This window comes from Fibrella arboris (genome assembly GCF_041321095.1).
Classification (GTDB): domain Bacteria; phylum Bacteroidota; class Bacteroidia; order Cytophagales; family Spirosomataceae; genus Fibrella; species Fibrella arboris.
In genome coordinates, this window is the sequence record NZ_JBGGWE010000009.1 from 202,948 (window position 1) to 221,194 (window position 18,247).

Genomic DNA, 18,247 nt, shown 5'->3' on the forward strand with positions numbered 1-18,247 from the left:
CCACCTTCTATTACGCATGGTCAACGGCATCAAGCACCATCGTACTAGTGAAGTTTAGCCCTGATGCCAGCTACGGCTTCTTCATACGACGCGCCGATGGGGATAACGTACCCAGCCACGGTGATATCCTGCCTGGCTAATTTGGTGATCTTGTTCACCGCCACGCAGTACGACCGATGCACCCGAACGAATTGATCGGGTGGTAGCTGCTGGAGCAGGTCGGTCATGGTTTGGCGGGTGAGCAGCTTGCGGGTGGGTAGCACCAGCGAGAGGTAATTCCCGTCGGCTTCGACGTAGAGCAGTTCACTGAGCATCACCTTTTCGTCTTCATAGCCCGTCTTCACAAAAATGGAATCAGGTACGTTGCTTCCCGTCCGTAGCGCCTGTATATCAAGGGCTTTAGTGCAGGCTTTCAGGAAGCGGGCCAGCGAAAAGGGTTTCAGCAGGTAATCAACGGCATCGAGTTCAAAGCCTTCCACGGCATAGTCGGAATAAGCCGTCGTAAAGATCACCATCGGTGCTTTCGCGGTCCCGCGTCCGGGCAGGCACTTCACCACGTCGACCCCCGAAATATCGGGCATTTTGATGTCGAGAAAAAGCAGATCGACGCGATTGGTTTGCAGCCAGGCAATCGCCTCAAACGCATCGGTAAACGTGGCTTTCAGGTCCAGAAACGGTACTTTGGCCGCATGGAGTTTGATCACTTCCAGCGCCTGGGGTTCATCGTCGATGGCAATAGCAGTCAAAGGCATGATGTGGAATTAAGAGGTTTATGGCATCTTGAGGTAAACCGGCCGACAAGATGAGAAGAACCAACCATACCCGCCAACTCCCCCGCGCCGACATGACGCCATTGGTGAATATTGCCCTGCTGCTTATTGTCTTTTTTGTGTGGGTGAAGCAGGTACAGCGGCCGGTTACTACCCTGATTCAACCGTTTGTTAAGGCCAAATATGAATCCTATGCGCCCGTACAGGCCACACTTTTTTTGCTTCCGCATGATAGAGTTGGTCTCTTAACCTACCTACCCGACAGCACGGCAGCTGAGTTCAAAGAGACTGATTATTCAGTAAATGGGTTGAGAGCCAGTTTAGCAGAAGTAGCAAAATCGGCCACTCGACCCGTCGTGATTATCACGCCTACGGCCCAATCGACAGTTAAAAATATAGTCGACGTTCTCGATGAGTTGGCTATCAACAAGCGCGTCCATCACACAATGGTTTACGAGCCATTACCCGGCGAAAAACGGATGTTAGACTTATATGAGTTGTATAGACAGGCAAAACCAATCAGTCCCTTTTTGCTTCATCTGCCTATCTATACGTATTCGCCTTTAACAACCAAGCGTACTTAAAACCTACCAGTACACCAGCGTCAGCGAAACGAAGTAATCCTGTTCCGACTGCTGACTGTCGAGTTGGTGGCGACCGGGGTAGATTAGCTCCAGCCGTTTACGCACGTTGGCGAGCCCCACGCCCGACTGGTCTTCTTCGGGGTCGTGGCGGTCTGTGCCCTCAACTGGCTTCGTGTGGCGGGAGTTGTGCACTTTGAAATAGAGCCGGGTATCGTCGAGCGTAAGGGTAATGTAGATCCACGATTTATGGCGCAGGCTGATGCCGTGCTTGAAGGCATTTTCCACGAAAGGCGTCAGCATCATCGGTGCCAGGTAAATGGCCCGGCCCGGCTCCTGAATGTTCACCCGAATCTCGATGTCGTGCGACTCGTCGATCCGCATGCGCTGTAGCTCGATGTAGTTGTGCAGGTATTCGATCTCCTTGTCGAGCGGAATGCGGTCACGGTTGTTGTCCTGCAACATGAACCGCATCATGTCGCCCAGCTTCTGAATACCGTCGGCCGTTTTTTCGCCCTTTTCTTTCAGGGCTGTCGCATAGAGGCTGTTCAATGCATTGAACAGAAAATGCGGGTTGATCTGCGCCCGCAGACTGGCCAATTCCGCCGCCCCAACTGATACCTGCGTTTGCAGTACCGTTTTCTCTTTGGTCAACAGCCATCGCAGGCACGCAATAGAGGTCGAAGCAACAAGGACAATACCTGTAAACGTAATAATCGGATCACGGTTGGTATGTTGAAAGTTACTAGCCGCCGCCCACAGCAGCATCGTTGGCAGGCAGGCCAATAGCAGGTAGTCGACAACAGCATTCCAAAAGGCTTTCTCCGAGGGACGGGGCGTTTTCAGCATGGGGAGTATATGCCTATACATATAGCCCTGAAGGAGCATGATCTGAATTACCAGTCCTAGCACCAGCAAAACGTCACGAAAACCGCCCCGCCAAAGGGTTGGTGGAACATACCCGTTAAGCGCAAAGGTGATCACAAACAGGCCTACGCCGCCCAACAGCAGGTAACTGACCAGCTGGAAATGAATGGTTGTTTCCTGGGCTATTCGGCGGTAGAGAAACTGATAATACTGGTACGCTAATTCGTACGTACCCAGCACAATACCCAACCCGATGGCATCGGCCAATACCGTCCGTTTTCGGTACAGCGAATACACTTTCAGGCCAATGATCTTTTCAGCGTTATTTTCCTGATAACGGATGTGCAGTTTCAGGTAATGATACACAAGCGCACTCGCCAGCAGCAGCAGCACCGCCGCACCGCCATAGAGCCACCCCTGCCGATCGTCGATCCGTTCCTGAAGGCGCGGAAAGGCCAGGTTATGGAACACATACCAGGCTACTAAGAACAGGCAAATGCCCGCAACAAGGGGCGTATTGTTGTTCAGCGTGTGGTTATACGTAGCCAGATTACGCCAGATCGTGGCCGACGGCACCCGGTTGTTCAGCGCGCTGTCAATCAGGTTGTTGTAGCGGTTTATTTCTTCGATTAACCGCCTGATCACATACACCGTAGCCGCGCCGACGATAAACCAGGGTTCAAACCGATTGAGAAGTGTAGTAGTACGCATCATGTTTAACTGCTTGTTGACCAAAACTAGGCGCAACCGGCAGGCGTCGGGTGGAAATGGGTTGAATCGGGCGAAAAATGGGATGAATCAGCGGGGGGGCTTCGCTCTGCCTGGCTTCGCGCTCTAGGCCCTTCGACCGCAGCGGCGGACCTGGAGCAAAAGCAATACATACTACCTCGCCAAGCCAAGTAATTTCCCAACATAAACCACCACCACTAACAAGTAGAAAGGCAGTCTGAGATGGGTTTTATCGCCAAACCTTCCTTACTGTGAAACACCTGCTACGTACCTGCCTACTCCTGACTAGCCTTGTCACCATTACTCCCGTTTTAGCGCAGACAGCTTCCAAAACCTACACCTACCTGATCTTCCACAAACTCGCGCCGGGCAAAACCATTCAGGATGCGCTGCCCGTTGAGCGCGAATGGAAAGCCGTGAATCAGGCGGCCGTCGATGAAGGAAAGCTCATCGGCTGGCACATGATGGTGAAGCAGTTCAGCTCGAACCCCAACACCAGCGAATACGATTACGTCACCTGCATTGTGTCGCCCAACATGGGCATCGGCGGCGCGTCGCCAGCGGCGATGGCCAGGATCTACGGCGACAGCGTTCAGGTACGTATGGCCGACCTCAACCGCCGCGACCGCCTGACTGCCCCCGTGGTAAAAATCGAGATCTGGGAGAACACCGATGCCCTGTTCGGTCCTGACTTTGGCCCCGGCAAAACCAACACCGTCATTGTCGACTTCCTGAAACTCCGCGACCCGCTGGCCGACTGGTCAGGTACGTTGGCATCGGTAAAGCAAGCCCGCGCCACGCAGATTGGCGATAAAAAGCTAGGTGCCTGGAGCTTCTCGACCCTGATGGTGCCCAACGGTACCGAGAAAGGCTACGGTTTCGCCATGACCCGCCCCGTATCGAACCTGAACGCACTGGCCGAACCTGCGGACCCAAAACTGGCCGCTGCCCAAAAGCAATTCACCCGCACCTTCGAGGTTGTTCGGCAGGAAGTATTCCGGTTCGAGCAGTACACGGTCCGGCCTGGAGCGAAATAGGCAGAGGGCGGGGGCATATCGACCGGTTTCTCGCTACTTCACTACGAATTCGACGCGGCGGTTTCTGGCTCGGTTGGCTTCTGTGTCGTTTGTGGCGATGGGCCGCGAGCCGCCGTAGCCCGTCGTAGTAATCCGGTCGTCGGCAATGCCGTGGCGGGTCAGGTACGTCATCACCACCCGCGCCCGGTACTCCGACAATGTCTGATTAATGCGCTGGTCACCCACGTTATCGGTATGGCCGACCAGCTCAATTCGCCAGTTCGGATTAGCCCGTAAGGTCTGAACCAGTTTGTTCAGTTCAGGTATCGATTCGGGCAACAGGATGTAGCTGCTCTGCTCAAACTGCACCTGCTGAAGTACCGTGGGTCTACCCTCAGCAAGCGCTGGCGGGGGAGGGACGACAGTAGGCGGCAAAACGGCCGCCACGGTATTTCCTACCGGTTTTGCGCTTGTCACCGGCTTAGTGACCGGTGGTTTGGCCAGTAGACCGGCAGCGACCAAAGGCGGTTTTCGGATGGGTTTAGCCGGCCCAGGCGCCTTGATGACGGGCTTGGGCGTAGCGATAGAAGCCACTGCTGGTGGCGTAGCAACGGGCTTCGGCAAGGTAGAAACAGCCGGAGCCGGTAGCCGGAAATAGCGCGGCGAGATCAACTCCCCGATGGGCGGACCGAACCTAATTAGCGGGTTTTCGGCATCGGGACGTACCCAGTATAGTTCAATGACCCCACCCAGCATATCGTTGAAGTAATCGATCCGAAGGTCGTACAATTGGCCTGCTTTCAGCTCGATACTCCCGGTGAATTTGCCTGAGTCGTTCAGCTTCCAGACATCCATCACCTTGCGGTTACCCACCCAGATACGAATCCCATCATCGACTTTGGCGTTGAACGTGTATTTACCCGACACCGGAGCCAATAGTTGACCCGTCCAGCGCACCGAGAAATAGGATTCGTTTAGACCAGCGCCGGGGCTACGCTCTCGCCAGGTAAACTTCAACTGCGGGTCGATGCGCGTCAGCACTTTCCGCTCAAAGTTGGTCCCGTTGTAGTACTCGCCCTTCAGCCCCTGCTGCGCCCTGACCGGGCTTGTCAGTAGAAGCCACAGTAGCATACAACCTGACGTGATCCCTGCTTTCATTGTCGACTTACGTTGCTTGTCTAGCTTGATGCCTTGCGAGTACGAATTCGTCACGGCCTTTCTACACCCCAATGATCAGCGTGAATTCGGGAGCTGACATCAGCTGTTTGATAGGCGGCTTTTTCTCCACCCCGATGGGTCATTCTACCCCGATGATGGCAGGATTGCTTTCGTATGCTTCGCGCTCTAATGTATTGCTAACGCGGGTTGCTTCGCGCGCTAGGCCCTTCGACTAGGCGTCAGCAACCTAGCTCGTGAAGCAACCACGCGTTAGCCATACACGCAAACCAACCCACCTACTCTGCCCGCAATGATTTGACCGGGTTCACGAGTGCCGCTTTGAGGCTCTGGTAGCTGACCGTTAGTAACGCGATGATGACGGCCAACATACCGGCCAGAGCGAAGATCCACCAACTGAGGCTGACCCGGTAGGCGAAATCCTGTAGCCAGCCGTTCATCACGTACCCGGCAATCGGCGACGCGATCAGCAGTGCGCTAAACACCAGCTTCAGAAAGTCGGACGAAAGCAGCGTTACAATACTGGCCACGCTGGCACCCAACACTTTACGCACGCCGATTTCTTTGGTGCGCTGTACAACGACGAACGACACCAACCCGTACAGACCCAGGCAACAGATCAGAATGGCAATACCCGTAAACACGTTGATAAGCCGGGCCATCAGCATTTCGGTCTGGTAAAAGCGCGCCAGTTGCTCGTCCAGGTACGTGTACTCGAACACATCGTTGGGGTATAGTTGCTGCCACGCCTGCCGAATCCGGTCAAGCGTTTGCGCCGGGTCCTGACCCGTAATCCGAATACTGGCCTGGGCATAGCGGTCTGTTTTACTGGCAATGAGGCAGGGGCCGATTGGTTCGCGAAGCGATTTCAGATGAAAATCCTTCACCACCCCAACGATCGGCATCGGAGCCGCCGACAAGTGGTACTGCATGGTCTTGCCCAGCACCTGTTTCGGGTCATGAAAACCCAGTTGATGCAGTAACGTCTCGTTGATGAGGTATTCACGGATGGTGTCGCTGACCATGACATTCCGACCCGCCACGAGCGTCAGGCCGTAGGTACGTAGGTAATCGGCGTCGGCTAGTCGTTCGCGAACGGGATACGGCTCCCAGTCGGGCCGGTTGTCGAATTTGAAGGACCCGCCAAACAGCTGGTCATTCGCGGGCGACCGATGATTGAAGCTGACCGACTGAACAGCAGGATACTGCGAAAGCTGCTGCCGAAAAGCCGTCAGCGTCGACCGATTGTTGTCGGGTAGCCTGACCACGACGACGTTGTCTTTCCGGAAACCAAGATCGGCCTGTTGCACATAACGTACCTGACGGGCCACCACCAGCGCCCCGATGATCAACGCCTGGCAGATCACAAACTGCGTCACCACCAGTGCCTGCCTGACGGTAATCCCCCGCCCCACCGACGAACTGACCAGTTTACCACGCAACACCGCCAGCGGTGAAAAGCCCGATAGCACAACCGCCGGATAGCCACCCGCCAGCAGCACCATGCCCAGCAGCAGTAAACCAATACACACACCGGTTTGCCCGTTGAACCGGAGGAGCAGATTGAGCTGCGTCCAGTTGTTGAAGAGTGGCAGTGTCGTAACCACGATCAGCAGGGCCATCGTCGTGGCGGCGACCATAATCAGTGCCGTTTCGAGCAGGAACTGACTCATCAGTTGCCCACGTGAGCTGCCCAGCGATTTGCGGATGCCTACTTCCTTACTCCGTCGAAGGGCCTGCGCCGTGGCCAGGTTCACGAAGTTGATGCACGCCGCCACGATCAGCAGCATACCCACCGCGCCCAATGACCACACCAGCGACTCCCGAATGGTCTCGCCGCCCCGCGCCACGTCGAAATGCACCTCACGCAGGGGCTGAATCGAGAAGCGGAACACCTTACTCAGATCGCCGTATTGCTTTTTCGACAACGCCGGAAACGTGGCCGACAGGCTGGTAACCATCGCCGGATCTTTCAGCGTGACGTAAACGCGGTTTGTGCTATTCAGAAAATACCAGCTGGTTGCCTCGTAGCCAGGGTCAAGCGTTTTCAGGGTGGCTATCGAGATAAACAGCCCCAGGTTCGTGTCGGTCGTGGTGGGGGGCTCGGCCAGCAGGCCGGTGACTATGGCTTCCGTTTTATTGTTGAGCGTCAACGTTTTACCGATCGGATTTTCGTCGCCGAAATAGCGCTTTGCCCAGGATTCGGTCAGGACAACGGTGTTCGGTTCGCGAAGGGCTGTTTGGGGGTTTCCCTGCAACCAGGTATACGACAGGATGTCGAACCATTGGGGTTCCACCAGTCCGGTGCCGGTATGTTCCTGAAACCGCAGGGGCGTAGCCTGCCCTCGCCGCCTGACGCTAACGGTCAGTTCGCGGTTCATCATCAGAAACGCCGCCTGCTCTACCTGCGGATAGTCGCGGCGCAGCGTCTGGGCCATCGGCAGGGCCGATTCAGCGTTGTGCTCAACGGTACCATCGTCGAGATACAGATCGGTCATGACCCGAAAAGTCCGGTCGAATTTAGCGTGGTGCCGGTCGGTGCTCAGGTGGTGCTGAACGAACAGAAAAAGCAATAAACCGCCCGCCAATCCAACCGACAACCCAATGATTGTCAACGCCGTATAGGTACGTTGGGTACGTAGCTGGCGCAGGGCCATTTTAAGGTTTTCGCGAAGCATTTTGGCGCTACTTTGATTTTTTTTGAAAAAAACTCGTCCGCAATTGCGGCATGACGGATAGGGAAGCAATCATTGATGTGTCGGATTACGAACTCGAAAGAGGAAAGCCCATGCCTGACCTGATTCACGGTATTATTCAGGCCAATCTGTCATTTGAATTAAAAATGCGCTATCGGGCTGATTACCTTATAGCCAGTGAAGTCTCGCTAGCTACTCAGCCTGATGGCACTACACCCGATGTTGTCATTTATCCCGCTTTCAAGCTGAATTACGGGAACGAGCCAGCTCGCCGCACTGACGCCCCACTGACCTGCATCGAGATTCAGTCGCCTTCGCAGCCCAACCGGGACGCCGGACCGGAAGAGATGGTTGCCAAAACTCACATTTATTTTCAGTTCGGCGTAAAATCCTGCTGGGTCGTGTTGCCCAGCCTGCGGGCCGTTATGGTATTCGACCGGCCGGGGCACTACACGTTCTTTTACGAAGACGATACACTGCGCGACCCTAATACGGGATTTGAACTTCCCTTAGCGGCCATTTTCGCCTGAATACTATTCGCTCCGCAAGCTCGTTACGGGGTTCACCAACGCTGCTTTGATGACTTGCAGGCTGATCACAAGCGCCGTGATGAGCGCCAGCCCCGCCCCGACCAGCACGAAGGGCGACAGGGTAACCGGCATGTGGTACGCATAATCGGCCAGCCAGTCCGACACCAGCCAATACGTCAACGGCCAGGCGATCAGGTTAGCCAGTACCATCGTCCAGGCATATTCGCGCAGGAACAGGCCAATAATACCCGGCACCGACGCCCCCAGCACCTTCCGAATGCCCACCTCTTTCGTGCGGCGCGCTACGCTCAGCGATACCAGCCCCACTACCCCCAGCAGCACGATCAACAGGGCCAGGCCGGTGGCTACGTAGGCGGCCTTTTCCAGCTGTAATTCGGTCTGATAGAGTTGCTGGAGCGTTTCGTCCATGAAGGCGTAGTTGAACGGGGCATCGGGGAACAGCGCCCGCCAGGTACGTTCCAGACGGGTAATGGCCTGATGCGGATTGCCGGGAGCCAGCCGGAATGAGAAAAACCGGTAGATGTTCGCCGCCTGTACCTGCCCGATCACCATCGGCTGAATGGCCTTGTGCATGGTACCCACGTGAAAATCACGCACCACACCCCGGATCTGATAGGTAAGCGGAACACCCTGAAAACGAACCGGTTGATTGACAGCCGCTTCGGGCGTTTGGTAGCCCAGCGCCCGAAGCGCCGCTTCGTTGATCACCAGGCTGGTGGAATCGTAGCTGCCTTGTCCGGCGTGAAAAAACCGACCACTTCGCAGCCTGATCCGGTAGGTTTGGGCAAACTGCTCGTCGGTGGTCATCACGCTCACGTTCACCGCCTGCGTCGAGTCCTGCCCCTGCCGATAGAGCTGCCCGTTATTCCCCACATTGCCATTGGGAATCTCGTACGACAGGCTCGCCGACTGCACGCCGGGTAAGCGGGCCAACTGGTCGCGAACGGCCTCCATCCGGTTTACGCCTTCTTTCGACCAGGTGCGTGGCAGCGACGACACAGTGAGCACGGCTTCCTTGCTAAAACCTAAATCGCTAGTGAAGAACCAGGCGATCTGCCGCGATATCAGCACGGCACCCACGAAGACGAAGACAGCAATGGCAAACTGCACCGTGACCAGCCCCCGCCGAAACCACAGTCCCTCCCGCACCGATCGGGCTTTCCCTTTCAGCGAATCGACCGACGAGTAAGCGGATAGATACAGCGCCGGGTACATGCCGGCCAGCCCGCCAATCACCAGAATAAGCACCAGCAACACCCAGCCGTAGGTCATCAGCAACTGCCCCAGCGACGGCAGCGATTTGCCAACGATGTCGCTGAACACCGACTGAAACAGCGCGTATAAGCCAATCGATAGAACAGTCGCCAGGGTGGTCAGCGCCAGCGCTTCGATCAGGAATTGGGCCGTTAATTGACTACGGAGGCTGCCCAGTACCTTACGAACGCCAATCTCGCGCAGCCGCGTAGCCGACGTACCCAGCGACAGGTTCACAAAGTTGACCACGGCCATCAGCAGAATGAACAACCCCACCACGGCTAGGGTGGTCATCATCCTGCGGATCAGCCCGTTATTGCTTTGCAGGTAATAGTCGGGCAAGGGCGTGACGTAGGCGGTCAGGCTTTTCTGCACGTCGGCCGGCGTATTCCTGGCAATCAGCTGAGCAAGTGGTTTTTCCAGCGCCTGGGGTGCTACGCCCGGCTGAAGCTCCACGTAGGTAACGATGTACGGATTTTGCCAGGAGAACACATCATTGCCAAAGAAATCAACGCCTCCCATCGACATAAACACCTCGTTGTTCTCGGTCAATAAATGCGAGACGGAGTTGTTGGGCAGTGATTGCAGGACGCCCGTTACCAGAAACGCCTGCTTGCCGCCACGCGGCGTTTCAATGGTCAGTGACTCGTTGAGCACGTTTGTTTTACCGAAGAGCTTTACGGCTTTATCGGCCGTGAGCACCACCGAGTTGGGGCCGGTCAGGGCGGTTCGCGGGTTGCCGTGGAGCATCGGAAAACCGAACATCGTCAGCATGGTCGAATCCCCGATCTGGATCGATTCGCGAAAGTGATTTTCGCCTTTCGACAGCGTGGCGCTGACGCCATAGAACCGGTAATAATCGGCCACCAGCGTTGGGTATTCCGCTTTCAGCGCCGGGCCAATCGGAGCAAAGGAAGTAATGTCCATTCCCCGGTTCTCTTCAGTCCACCGGCTTTGCACCAGGCACTGCTGCCGGGCATTGCGCAGGGTGCGATTTACCTGAAATTCACCCCAGCTATACGCCCCGATCAGCAGGGCGAATGTGATCCCGACGGCCAGCCCGACGATGTTCAGCAGCGAATAAAATGTACGGCGTAGCAGATTTCGCCAGGCGATTTTAAGGTAATTCCGGAGCATCAGTATACGTACCTGAGTTGAGCAGCCAAGGTACGTATCGATCTAACAGACAGCCCGTTAATAATTGTTAAGCCTCGCCAATGGCCGCGCTAGTGGTCATTAGGCTACGCCGTCATTGATAGTCATTAGATAGTCATTTCTGGTCATTCGTTGTCGCTTGCCTGCGGCGAGTGATGACTATCAATAGGGCCTCCGGCCCGTTGGTCGGCCTATATCAGACTTTCTTATCCGGTAATTCGTAGGTGCACGAGCGGGCCGGAGGCCCTATTGATAGTCGTCACTCGCCGCAGGCAAGCGACAACGAGGCAAGCGACAACGAATGACCAGAAATGACCACCTAATGACTATCAATGACGGCGTAGCCTAATGACCATTTAATGACAGCGCAGCGTTTCACACCGTCTTATGCTGCCCAATAATACGCTCGCGGTGCTGGATGCCCCAGTTACGCAGTGATTCGATGACGCTGTTGAGCGACTGACTGTATTCGGTCAACTCGTATTCGATCGTGACGGGTGTGGTGGCATATACATTTCGCGTCACAAACTCATTCAGTTCGAGCTCTTTCAGCTCTTTGCTGAGCACTTTCGCTGTAATGCCGGCGATCTGTCGTTGCAGCTCTTTGAACCGCCGGGGCTGGCCGGTCAGCGTAATGATGATGGGCAGCTTCCATTTGCCAGACAGCACGTACAGAGCATCCTGAACGCCCCGCAGGCTTTCAGTGCACTCAACGGCTGAGTGGTTTCTTGTACTATTCGTGACCGAAATAGGTCCTTGACTACCCGTGCTCATAGCTTAAAGGTACTTCGTCAGCCTGAACCGATCATGCGGTATCTGAAAAGATACTGGTATCCTTTGGGATACTGCTAACAAAAAGATAGCAGGTTTAAGTACGTTTGTCCTGTTCTTTCACCGCAGTTTGTTACTGCATAAAACCTACCTACATATGAATCCGAAAGTTTATCGTATCGTCACTATCATTTTCACCGTACTGGCTGCTGGCATGGCCATTATGAGTGGTGTTTTTAAGTTCACCCAGTCGCCTCAGGTGATGGAAACGCTGGCCAAAGTGGGCGTTGAGAAGCAGGTATTGCTGTTGGGCGCTATGGAAGTCGGCTTCGCGCTCCTGTTCATCTATCCTAAAACCATGAAGCTTGGCTTCGTACTGCTATCCTGCTATTTCGCGGGGGCCATCGCCACCGAACTATCGCACGGGATGCCGTTAAATGCGGTGACGCCTATCGTACTGGTCTGGATCGCTACGTACCTGCGCGATAAAACGGCATTTTTGTCGGAGAAAACAACGGTTGCGTAAGTAGTTGCTTGAGGCTGGTCGGCTCCGCTAGTCGTGCCCTTCGACTAGCGGAGCCATACAAGCTACAGCGGAGAGCCACGCAGCACTTAATCAATTTACTTAGCCTCCTCAGCTCGCCGCCTTTCCATCTGCTCTTTCGTTAATAGAAGCAACCTTGGACTGGCTTGTAGTTCCCGCGCAAACGCGTTCGCCGCTTTATCAGTCAGCAGGTCTACTTCATAATGAAAGACATCGGGTCGCCGGACATGTTTGAAAAGACGCCGGATGTTATAAGTCACAATATCAGTGGCTTGCAAAGTGGTTCGGTCGAAATGGCGTACCCGTTTTCCATCGACCCAGATGCTGTATTGCTTCGCGTTTTTCAGCGCGTTAAACTCTTCCTCATTAAAGGTACCGGGCAGTCTTCCTTCCAGGTAAATCACCCGTGTTTGCTGTTCGGGCGTGAGGTCTTTAAACGTTATTTTTTGCCCGGAACTTAACTCGCGACTGGTCGCATTGACCACCACATCGCCAAACCGGCTGTCGATTTCCGCTACGCTGAGCAGTGGACGCGGGGCGCGGGGCGTGGTCTCTGACTTCAGCGGAAAGATGGACGGTTGCGCAGGGGCGGCTCCGGTCAATAATACCGTCAGCAAACCGAAGAGAAGCGCAGTGCTACAGGCAGTTAGCCAGGTGCGGATAGGCGAAGTCTGTTTAGTCATCATGAGCAGGCGTTGTTTGGTTGTGTTAAACGTCAGGGAGCTGGTCAGCAACAGGTTGGGGAATGGGTTACTTAACTTGCTTAGCAACAGGTGCTGGTAGCCAGGCACATTCAGGTACGTTTGGTTCACGGCCTCGTCGGCCAGGAATTCGTGGTTGCGTTGCATCGCTCGTTTCAGCCAGAACACCAACGGATTGAACCAGCCAAAACACAGCACGATTTCCACCAGCAGCACATCCAGCGAATGCCGTTGCCGGATGTGAGCCAGTTCGTGGGCGAATAACTCATCCTCAATCGCGTCCCGGTCATAGGCTTCGGCCGAGACGAAGAGGTAGTGCAGAAAGGTGTAGGGCAGTCCGGTGCCGGGTAGCTTTACCAGCGTAGCCCCATAATACGGCTCGGTCGGATTGGTCCAGATCTGGCGAAGTAGCGCGTAGAGATTTCGGGCAAAACGGACCAACATCAGCGCAGTAACCGCACCGTAAAACCATAGCCAATTCAGTGCGGGTACGTTCGGTTCAGGTACCGCAGCGGCAGATCGATTGATCGCAGGTATATTGTTATCGACTGCGATGGGTGGCTCCTTAACCTCGGCTTTTGCTGACCATTGCCTACCAATCAGTTGCCTTGATTCGGAAAACAATATCAGGTCGGCAGGTAGTTGAATAGCCACCAACGGGCCCGCAAACGAAAGCAGCAACGTACCCAGCAGATACGCTCGTTTGAGCTGGTGCATCGGCTGATTTTCCAGACAGAGCCGGTAGACGCCAAGCAGCACCAGCAGGCTCAGGCTCGATTCGATCATCGATTCGAGTGGGAACGTGGTCATGGCTTCTTCCGGTCTATCTGCGCATCGATAATCTTTCTAAGTTCAGCCAGCTCATCGGCCGATAGGTTGGTTTCCGTCGCAAAAAAAGAGGCAAACTGCGCCGCCGAATTATTAAAAAACTGCTTAATCAACCCGTTGACGTGCCTGGCGAAATAAGCCTGGCTGCTTACCAGCGGATAATACTCCCGCGAATTGCCCCGCTCCCGGTAGCCGACGAACCCTTTATCCGTCATGCGTTTGAGCAGCGTAGCCACGGTAGTCGCGGCGGGTTTAGGGTCTCCGTAGGCATCGATCAGGTCCTTCATATACGCCTGTTCGCGGCTCCACAGGTGCTGCATCAACGTTTCTTCGGCGGCAGACAGCTTCATTCTACATGTATAGTTTATTCTCCACAAATGTAGAATAAAAAATTACACCCACAATTGTGTATAAAAAAACCTATAAGGTCTCCGAAGACCTTATAGGTTTATAATGCTGATTACCAGCTCAACAGCAGATAAATCCGGTTGGCGTCCCCTACGCGTATTGCTTACGCAAAGCGGGCGGCCACGATGGGCCGCCCCTACATATCAACCATCTGGAATCAACCAAAAACTCAGACGCGGATGTTTTCGGTTACTACTTTTCCGTCGAACAGGTTCACGGTGCGGTGGGCAAAGCCGGCGTCGTAGGGCGAGTGGGTCACCATGATGATCGTGGTGCCTTCGTCGTTCAGTTCACCCAGCAGCTTCATCACTTCCTCGCCGTTTTTCGAGTCGAGGTTCCCCGTTGGTTCATCGGCCAGGATCAGCTTGGGTTTGGCTACTACCGCACGGGCAATGGCCGTGCGCTGCTGCTGCCCACCCGATAGTTGTTGCGGGAAGTGGTTGCGCCGGTGCATAATGTTCATGCGGTTCAGCGCCTCCTCTACGCGGGCCTTGCGCTCGTCGGGCGGTGTTTTCAGGTACAGCAGGGGTAGCTCTACGTTCTCGTATACCGTCAGCTCGTCGATCAGGTTGAAGCTCTGGAACACGAAGCCGATGCTGCCTTTCCGAAGCTGAGCCCGCTGCCGTTCGGTCATCTTGGCTACTTCAGTACCGTAGAAATTGTACTCGCCGTCGCTGGGGTTGTCGAGCAGACCCAGGATGTTGAGTAGCGTGGATTTACCGCAGCCCGACGGCCCCATAATGGCTACGAACTCACCGTCTTTCACCTCCATATTGATCCCGTTCAGGGCGGTGGTTTCGACCTCTTCCGTAGCGAAGAGCTTTTGTAAATTGATGGTTTGGATCATAAAATGAGGGAGAAAAAGGAGGAAAGGAGGAAAGGAGGAAAGGAGAACATCCTTATTTTGCCACCTTTTGCTCACCATAACTACCTTATTCTCATGGCTAAAATTGAAAAGTTTGAAGATTTATTCGTTTGGCAGGAAGGACTCGCACAAGCTGTGAAATTGTACAAACTTTTAGCGAATTGTACAGATTATGGTCTGCGCGATCAGATACGACGTTGTTCTGTTTCAGTCCCATCGAACATAGCTGAAGGCTATGAACGACAGACTAATCGAGAATTTATTCGTTACCTCAGGATCGCAAAAGGGTCGAATGGTGAACTGCGCACTCAGCTTCATTTAGCCATTGCAATTAATGTCATAGATGCAGAAACAGGACAAGAGTTGCTTAAAAAGAGCCAGTTAATATCTGCTATGCTGCAAAATTTATTAAAAGTCAGAATTGAAAAGTTCGATCAAGATCAATTCCAGAAACGCGAAAAGAAAAAGTCAAGCCTAGGTCTTCAAAACAATAGCTAATCGCAAAGCCCCTTTCCTCCTTCCTCCTTTACTCCATTCCTCCCCTCTTTAAAATTCCAACACCTCGTTGTCCCCGAAATTCTCGTAACTCGATGTGATGACCTGCTCGCCGGGTTGCAGGCCTTCGAGCACTTCGTAGAACTCAGGGTTTTTACGGCCCAGCGTGATGTTCCGTTTTGTGGCACGCTTACCCGAATTATCGAGTACATACACCCAGTTACCACCCGTATCGGAGAAGAACCCGCCAACGGGGAGCAGCGTAGCCTTGGCCGCTTTGCCCAGTTCCAGCCGGATGGGCGACGACTGACCGCGTTTGATGCCGGCCGGTGCCCCTTTCGGGAAGGTCATGTCCACCTCGAACCGACCATTACGAACCTCAGGATATACCCGGCTGATGCTTAGCGGAAACTCCTGCCCGTTGAATTCAAACGATCCGTTCAGGCCCGCAAACACCCGACTGATGTAATGTTCATCAACACCCACCCGCATCTTGAACCCGTTCAGGTCGTCGATCTGACCAATGTTCTGGCCCCGGTTGATGTTGCTCCCCACTTCCACATCGATGCTCGACAGCTGGCCCGATACCGGCGCTTTCACCACCAGGTTGCTCAGCGTCTCCTGCCAGAGCGCCACGTTGCGCTGGGTACGTGCCAGGGTGCCTTCCAGTTGCTGGATCTGTAGTTTCGAGTTCTCTTCCTGGTATTTCTGCGATTCGGCTTCGATCTCGCGCTGTTTCGCCAGTCGGTCATAAGCGCGTTTGGCTTTCAGGTAATCTTCTTCCGATACCACTTTATCTTTGAACAGCTTGCCCTGCCGGTCATAGGTATCTTTCGCCTGGTCGAGCTGCGCATCGATGTCGGCCAGGTTTTTCCGCAGGGCAAAGCGTTCAACGCGCAGCCGTTGCCGGGTATTTTGCAGGTCATTCACCAGTCGGTTCGCTTCCGTTTCTGATTGCAGGAAGCTCAGTTTCAGCCCCTGGTTTTCCAGTTTCAACAGCACCTGCCCTTTGGCCACCTGTACTCCGCCATCGACCAGTTTCTGGGTTACGTACCCCCCTTCGATGGCATCTAATCGGATGGTTTTCAGGGGTTGAACAACGCCCGTTACCACAATAAACTCTTCAAAAGGACCAACCGAGACAGGCGAGACAGTGATTTTTTCGCGTTCTACGTTGAGTTTCGAGCGTTTGTCGGCAAAGAAGGTTACGTAAGCAATAAGGCCAACGATCAGAATACCTCCGGCCGATAAAATAAGGCGTTGTTGGGTCCAGAAGCGTTTGGGTAAGGCGCGATCCATGAGTCAATGCGGTTAAGTACTTGGCGACGGTCGGTAACCGTCAAACTAGCTAACTGCCTATCCTAAGCCAATTGACGTGCCAAAGTACATGAAACCTTGATTATCAGCCAATTTTGGCCTTTTCACCCCCAATTCCTGTCCGCTATCGGACAAGCCTCGTCCAGATGTGGACGGGGGGTTAAGTTTACTGTTTACTGTTTTCAGTCTTCTGTTTACTGTTTACCGTTTTCTGTTGCGCTGCTACTCAGCAAGTACCGTGATGTAGCAGCGCAACAGAAAACGGTAAACAGAAGACTGAAAACAGTAAACTCAAATCATGAGTAGTCGCCAGATAGCGGAGATCAGGAACAGGGCCAGGCTAATGGGGGTTAGCACTTTCCAGCAGAGGTACATCATCTGGTCGAGGCGAATTCGGGGAAGCGTCCAACGTACCCACATTTGGCCCAAAACGGCCAGTAATGCTTTGCTAATAAGCCAGAACGCACCGGTGATGTTGCCCCAGGCGGTGCCGGGTTCGCCGCTTGTCCAGTCGGCCAGGCGAAGGGGGCCAAGGTTAGGCAGGGGGGTGTTCCAGCTGCCGAGAAAGAGAATAGCCCCCAGGAAGGAGACCAGCAGCATCATGGCGTATTCCGACAGAAACAGCAATGCCCAACGCATGCCCGAGTATTCTGTCTGAAAACCGGATACGATCTCTGACTCCCCTTCCGGCAAATCGAACGGCGCGCGGTTGGATTCGGCCAGTGTGCAGATGAAGAAAATAACGTAGGCGATGAGCAGGAACGGATTGCGCAGGATGTTCCACGAAAAAACCCCACCCCAGTCGGTCACGTCGATCCCCAGCGCCCGAATGCCGAACAGGTAATTGGTTTGCGCCGTATAAATGCCCTGCTGAAAACTAAGTTCCTGCAGGTTCAGCGTTTGCCCGATCATGACGGCGCAGAGGATGGTGAGGCCCAGCGGAATTTCATAGGAAACGATCTGCGCCACCGACCGGATAGCCCCGAAGAGCGAGTATTTATTGTTCGACGCCCAACCCGCCATCAGAATACCGACGACCTCAAACGACAGCACAGCCATGAGGTAAAACACGCCTACTGCCGCGCCGGACCCCTGCAAATCGGGCGTGAGCGGCAGCACCGCATAGGCCGCAAATACCGACGCAAAGATGACCGCCGGAGCCAGCAAAAACAGCCGCCGGTCGGCCGCGCGGGGCACAATATCCTCTTTCTGAAGTAGTTTCAGCAAGTCGGCGAAAAGCTGAAGCAGGCCCCATTTGCCCACCTCCATTGGCCCAAGCCGGTCCTGGATAAAGGCCGACACTTTCCGTTCGGAATACACGCCCACCACCACAAAACCGGTAGCAAGCAGAAGGCAGATAGGCAGAGCGAGCAGCAAAACAGTACAGAGAGTTTACCCCGCCAGGCAGGGTTGGTGTATGGCCGCAAAGGTAAGGGTTCGGTACCGAACGCCATGCCACCAGCCCCAGTGGCTGCACAACTCTGGTTTGGAACGCCAACCGGTAGGGATGCATACGCCCTTTT

The 18,247-nt window shown here is 54.5% G+C and carries 16 protein-coding genes; 5 read left to right on the top strand and 11 right to left on the bottom strand.

Annotation, left to right across the window (positions count from 1 at the left end):
* Positions 1–44: 44 nt before the first annotated feature.
* The gene (locus tag ACAW75_RS16975; protein WP_370729936.1) at positions 45–752 is read right to left on the bottom strand and encodes a LytR/AlgR family response regulator transcription factor; all 708 of its coding nucleotides are present in this window, start codon (positions 750–752) and stop codon (positions 45–47) included.
* Between the two features lie 50 nt (positions 753–802).
* Here ACAW75_RS16975 and ACAW75_RS16980 point away from each other — a divergent pair, with 50 nt between their 5' ends.
* Positions 803–1,354 (top strand): biopolymer transporter ExbD, encoded by a 552-nt coding sequence (locus tag ACAW75_RS16980; protein ID WP_370729937.1) that lies wholly within the window; start codon positions 803–805, stop codon positions 1,352–1,354.
* A 3-nt stretch (positions 1,355–1,357) separates the two neighbouring features.
* Here the strand turns inward: ACAW75_RS16980 and ACAW75_RS16985 are convergent, their stop codons facing one another.
* Positions 1,358–2,932 carry a sensor histidine kinase gene (locus ACAW75_RS16985; RefSeq protein ID WP_370729938.1) on the bottom strand — a complete coding sequence of 525 codons (1,575 nt, stop codon included), beginning with the start codon at positions 2,930–2,932 and terminating at the stop codon, positions 1,358–1,360.
* Between the two features lie 266 nt (positions 2,933–3,198).
* Here ACAW75_RS16985 and ACAW75_RS16990 point away from each other — a divergent pair, with 266 nt between their 5' ends.
* Positions 3,199–3,984, top strand: coding sequence for a hypothetical protein (locus tag ACAW75_RS16990; RefSeq protein WP_370729939.1), 786 nt, complete (start codon positions 3,199–3,201; stop codon positions 3,982–3,984).
* A 33-nt stretch (positions 3,985–4,017) separates the two neighbouring features.
* Here the strand turns inward: ACAW75_RS16990 and ACAW75_RS16995 are convergent, their stop codons facing one another.
* Together ACAW75_RS16995 and ACAW75_RS17000 are read right to left on the bottom strand one after the other, a co-directional pair.
* On the bottom strand, positions 4,018–5,094 hold the full coding sequence (locus ACAW75_RS16995) for an OmpA family protein (protein ID WP_370729940.1): 1,077 nt from the start codon (positions 5,092–5,094) through the stop codon (positions 4,018–4,020).
* A 323-nt stretch (positions 5,095–5,417) separates the two neighbouring features.
* Positions 5,418–7,817, bottom strand: a complete 2,400-nt coding sequence (locus ACAW75_RS17000; RefSeq protein ID WP_370729941.1) for an ABC transporter permease — start codon at positions 7,815–7,817, stop codon at positions 5,418–5,420.
* A 50-nt stretch (positions 7,818–7,867) separates the two neighbouring features.
* Here ACAW75_RS17000 and ACAW75_RS17005 point away from each other — a divergent pair, with 50 nt between their 5' ends.
* Positions 7,868–8,365, top strand: coding sequence for a Uma2 family endonuclease (locus ACAW75_RS17005; RefSeq protein WP_370729942.1), 498 nt, complete (start codon positions 7,868–7,870; stop codon positions 8,363–8,365).
* 3 nt (positions 8,366–8,368) lie between these two features.
* Here the strand turns inward: ACAW75_RS17005 and ACAW75_RS17010 are convergent, their stop codons facing one another.
* Together ACAW75_RS17010 and ACAW75_RS17015 are read right to left on the bottom strand one after the other, a co-directional pair.
* The gene (locus ACAW75_RS17010) at positions 8,369–10,777 is read right to left on the bottom strand and encodes an ABC transporter permease (protein WP_370729943.1); all 2,409 of its coding nucleotides are present in this window, start codon (positions 10,775–10,777) and stop codon (positions 8,369–8,371) included.
* Between the two features lie 393 nt (positions 10,778–11,170).
* The gene (locus ACAW75_RS17015) at positions 11,171–11,569 is read right to left on the bottom strand and encodes a winged helix-turn-helix transcriptional regulator (RefSeq protein ID WP_370729944.1); all 399 of its coding nucleotides are present in this window, start codon (positions 11,567–11,569) and stop codon (positions 11,171–11,173) included.
* Positions 11,570–11,723: 154 nt separating this feature from the next.
* On the opposite strand from ACAW75_RS17015, the gene ACAW75_RS17020 reads away from it, so the two are divergent.
* On the top strand, positions 11,724–12,092 hold the full coding sequence (locus ACAW75_RS17020; RefSeq protein ID WP_370729945.1) for a DoxX family protein: 369 nt from the start codon (positions 11,724–11,726) through the stop codon (positions 12,090–12,092).
* 95 nt (positions 12,093–12,187) lie between these two features.
* On the opposite strand, the gene ACAW75_RS17025 is transcribed toward ACAW75_RS17020, so the two are convergent.
* The 3 genes from ACAW75_RS17025 to ACAW75_RS17035 all read right to left on the bottom strand — a co-directional run bounded on the left by ACAW75_RS17025 (position 12,188) and on the right by ACAW75_RS17035 (position 14,894).
* The gene (locus ACAW75_RS17025) at positions 12,188–13,621 is read right to left on the bottom strand and encodes a M56 family metallopeptidase (protein WP_370729946.1); all 1,434 of its coding nucleotides are present in this window, start codon (positions 13,619–13,621) and stop codon (positions 12,188–12,190) included.
* Entirely contained in the window at positions 13,618–13,989 is a 372-nt protein-coding gene (locus ACAW75_RS17030) for a BlaI/MecI/CopY family transcriptional regulator (protein WP_370729947.1), read from the bottom strand. Before ACAW75_RS17030 ends, ACAW75_RS17025 begins: the two co-directional genes overlap by 4 nt.
* A gap of 227 nt (positions 13,990–14,216) precedes the next feature.
* Entirely contained in the window at positions 14,217–14,894 is a 678-nt protein-coding gene (locus ACAW75_RS17035) for an ABC transporter ATP-binding protein (protein WP_370729948.1), read from the bottom strand.
* Positions 14,895–14,987: 93 nt separating this feature from the next.
* Between ACAW75_RS17035 and ACAW75_RS17040 the strand changes: the two genes are divergently transcribed.
* Entirely contained in the window at positions 14,988–15,410 is a 423-nt protein-coding gene (locus ACAW75_RS17040; RefSeq protein WP_370729949.1) for a four helix bundle protein, read from the top strand.
* A gap of 48 nt (positions 15,411–15,458) precedes the next feature.
* Here ACAW75_RS17040 and ACAW75_RS17045 read toward each other — a convergent pair whose 3' ends face one another.
* Positions 15,459–16,706 carry an efflux RND transporter periplasmic adaptor subunit gene (locus ACAW75_RS17045; RefSeq protein ID WP_370729950.1) on the bottom strand — a complete coding sequence of 416 codons (1,248 nt, stop codon included), beginning with the start codon at positions 16,704–16,706 and terminating at the stop codon, positions 15,459–15,461.
* Positions 16,707–17,015: 309 nt separating this feature from the next.
* A complete protein-coding gene (locus ACAW75_RS17050; RefSeq protein ID WP_370729999.1) occupies positions 17,016–18,098 on the bottom strand; it encodes a complex I subunit 1/NuoH family protein in 1,083 nt (360 codons plus the stop codon).
* Positions 18,099–18,247 lie beyond the last annotated feature (149 nt).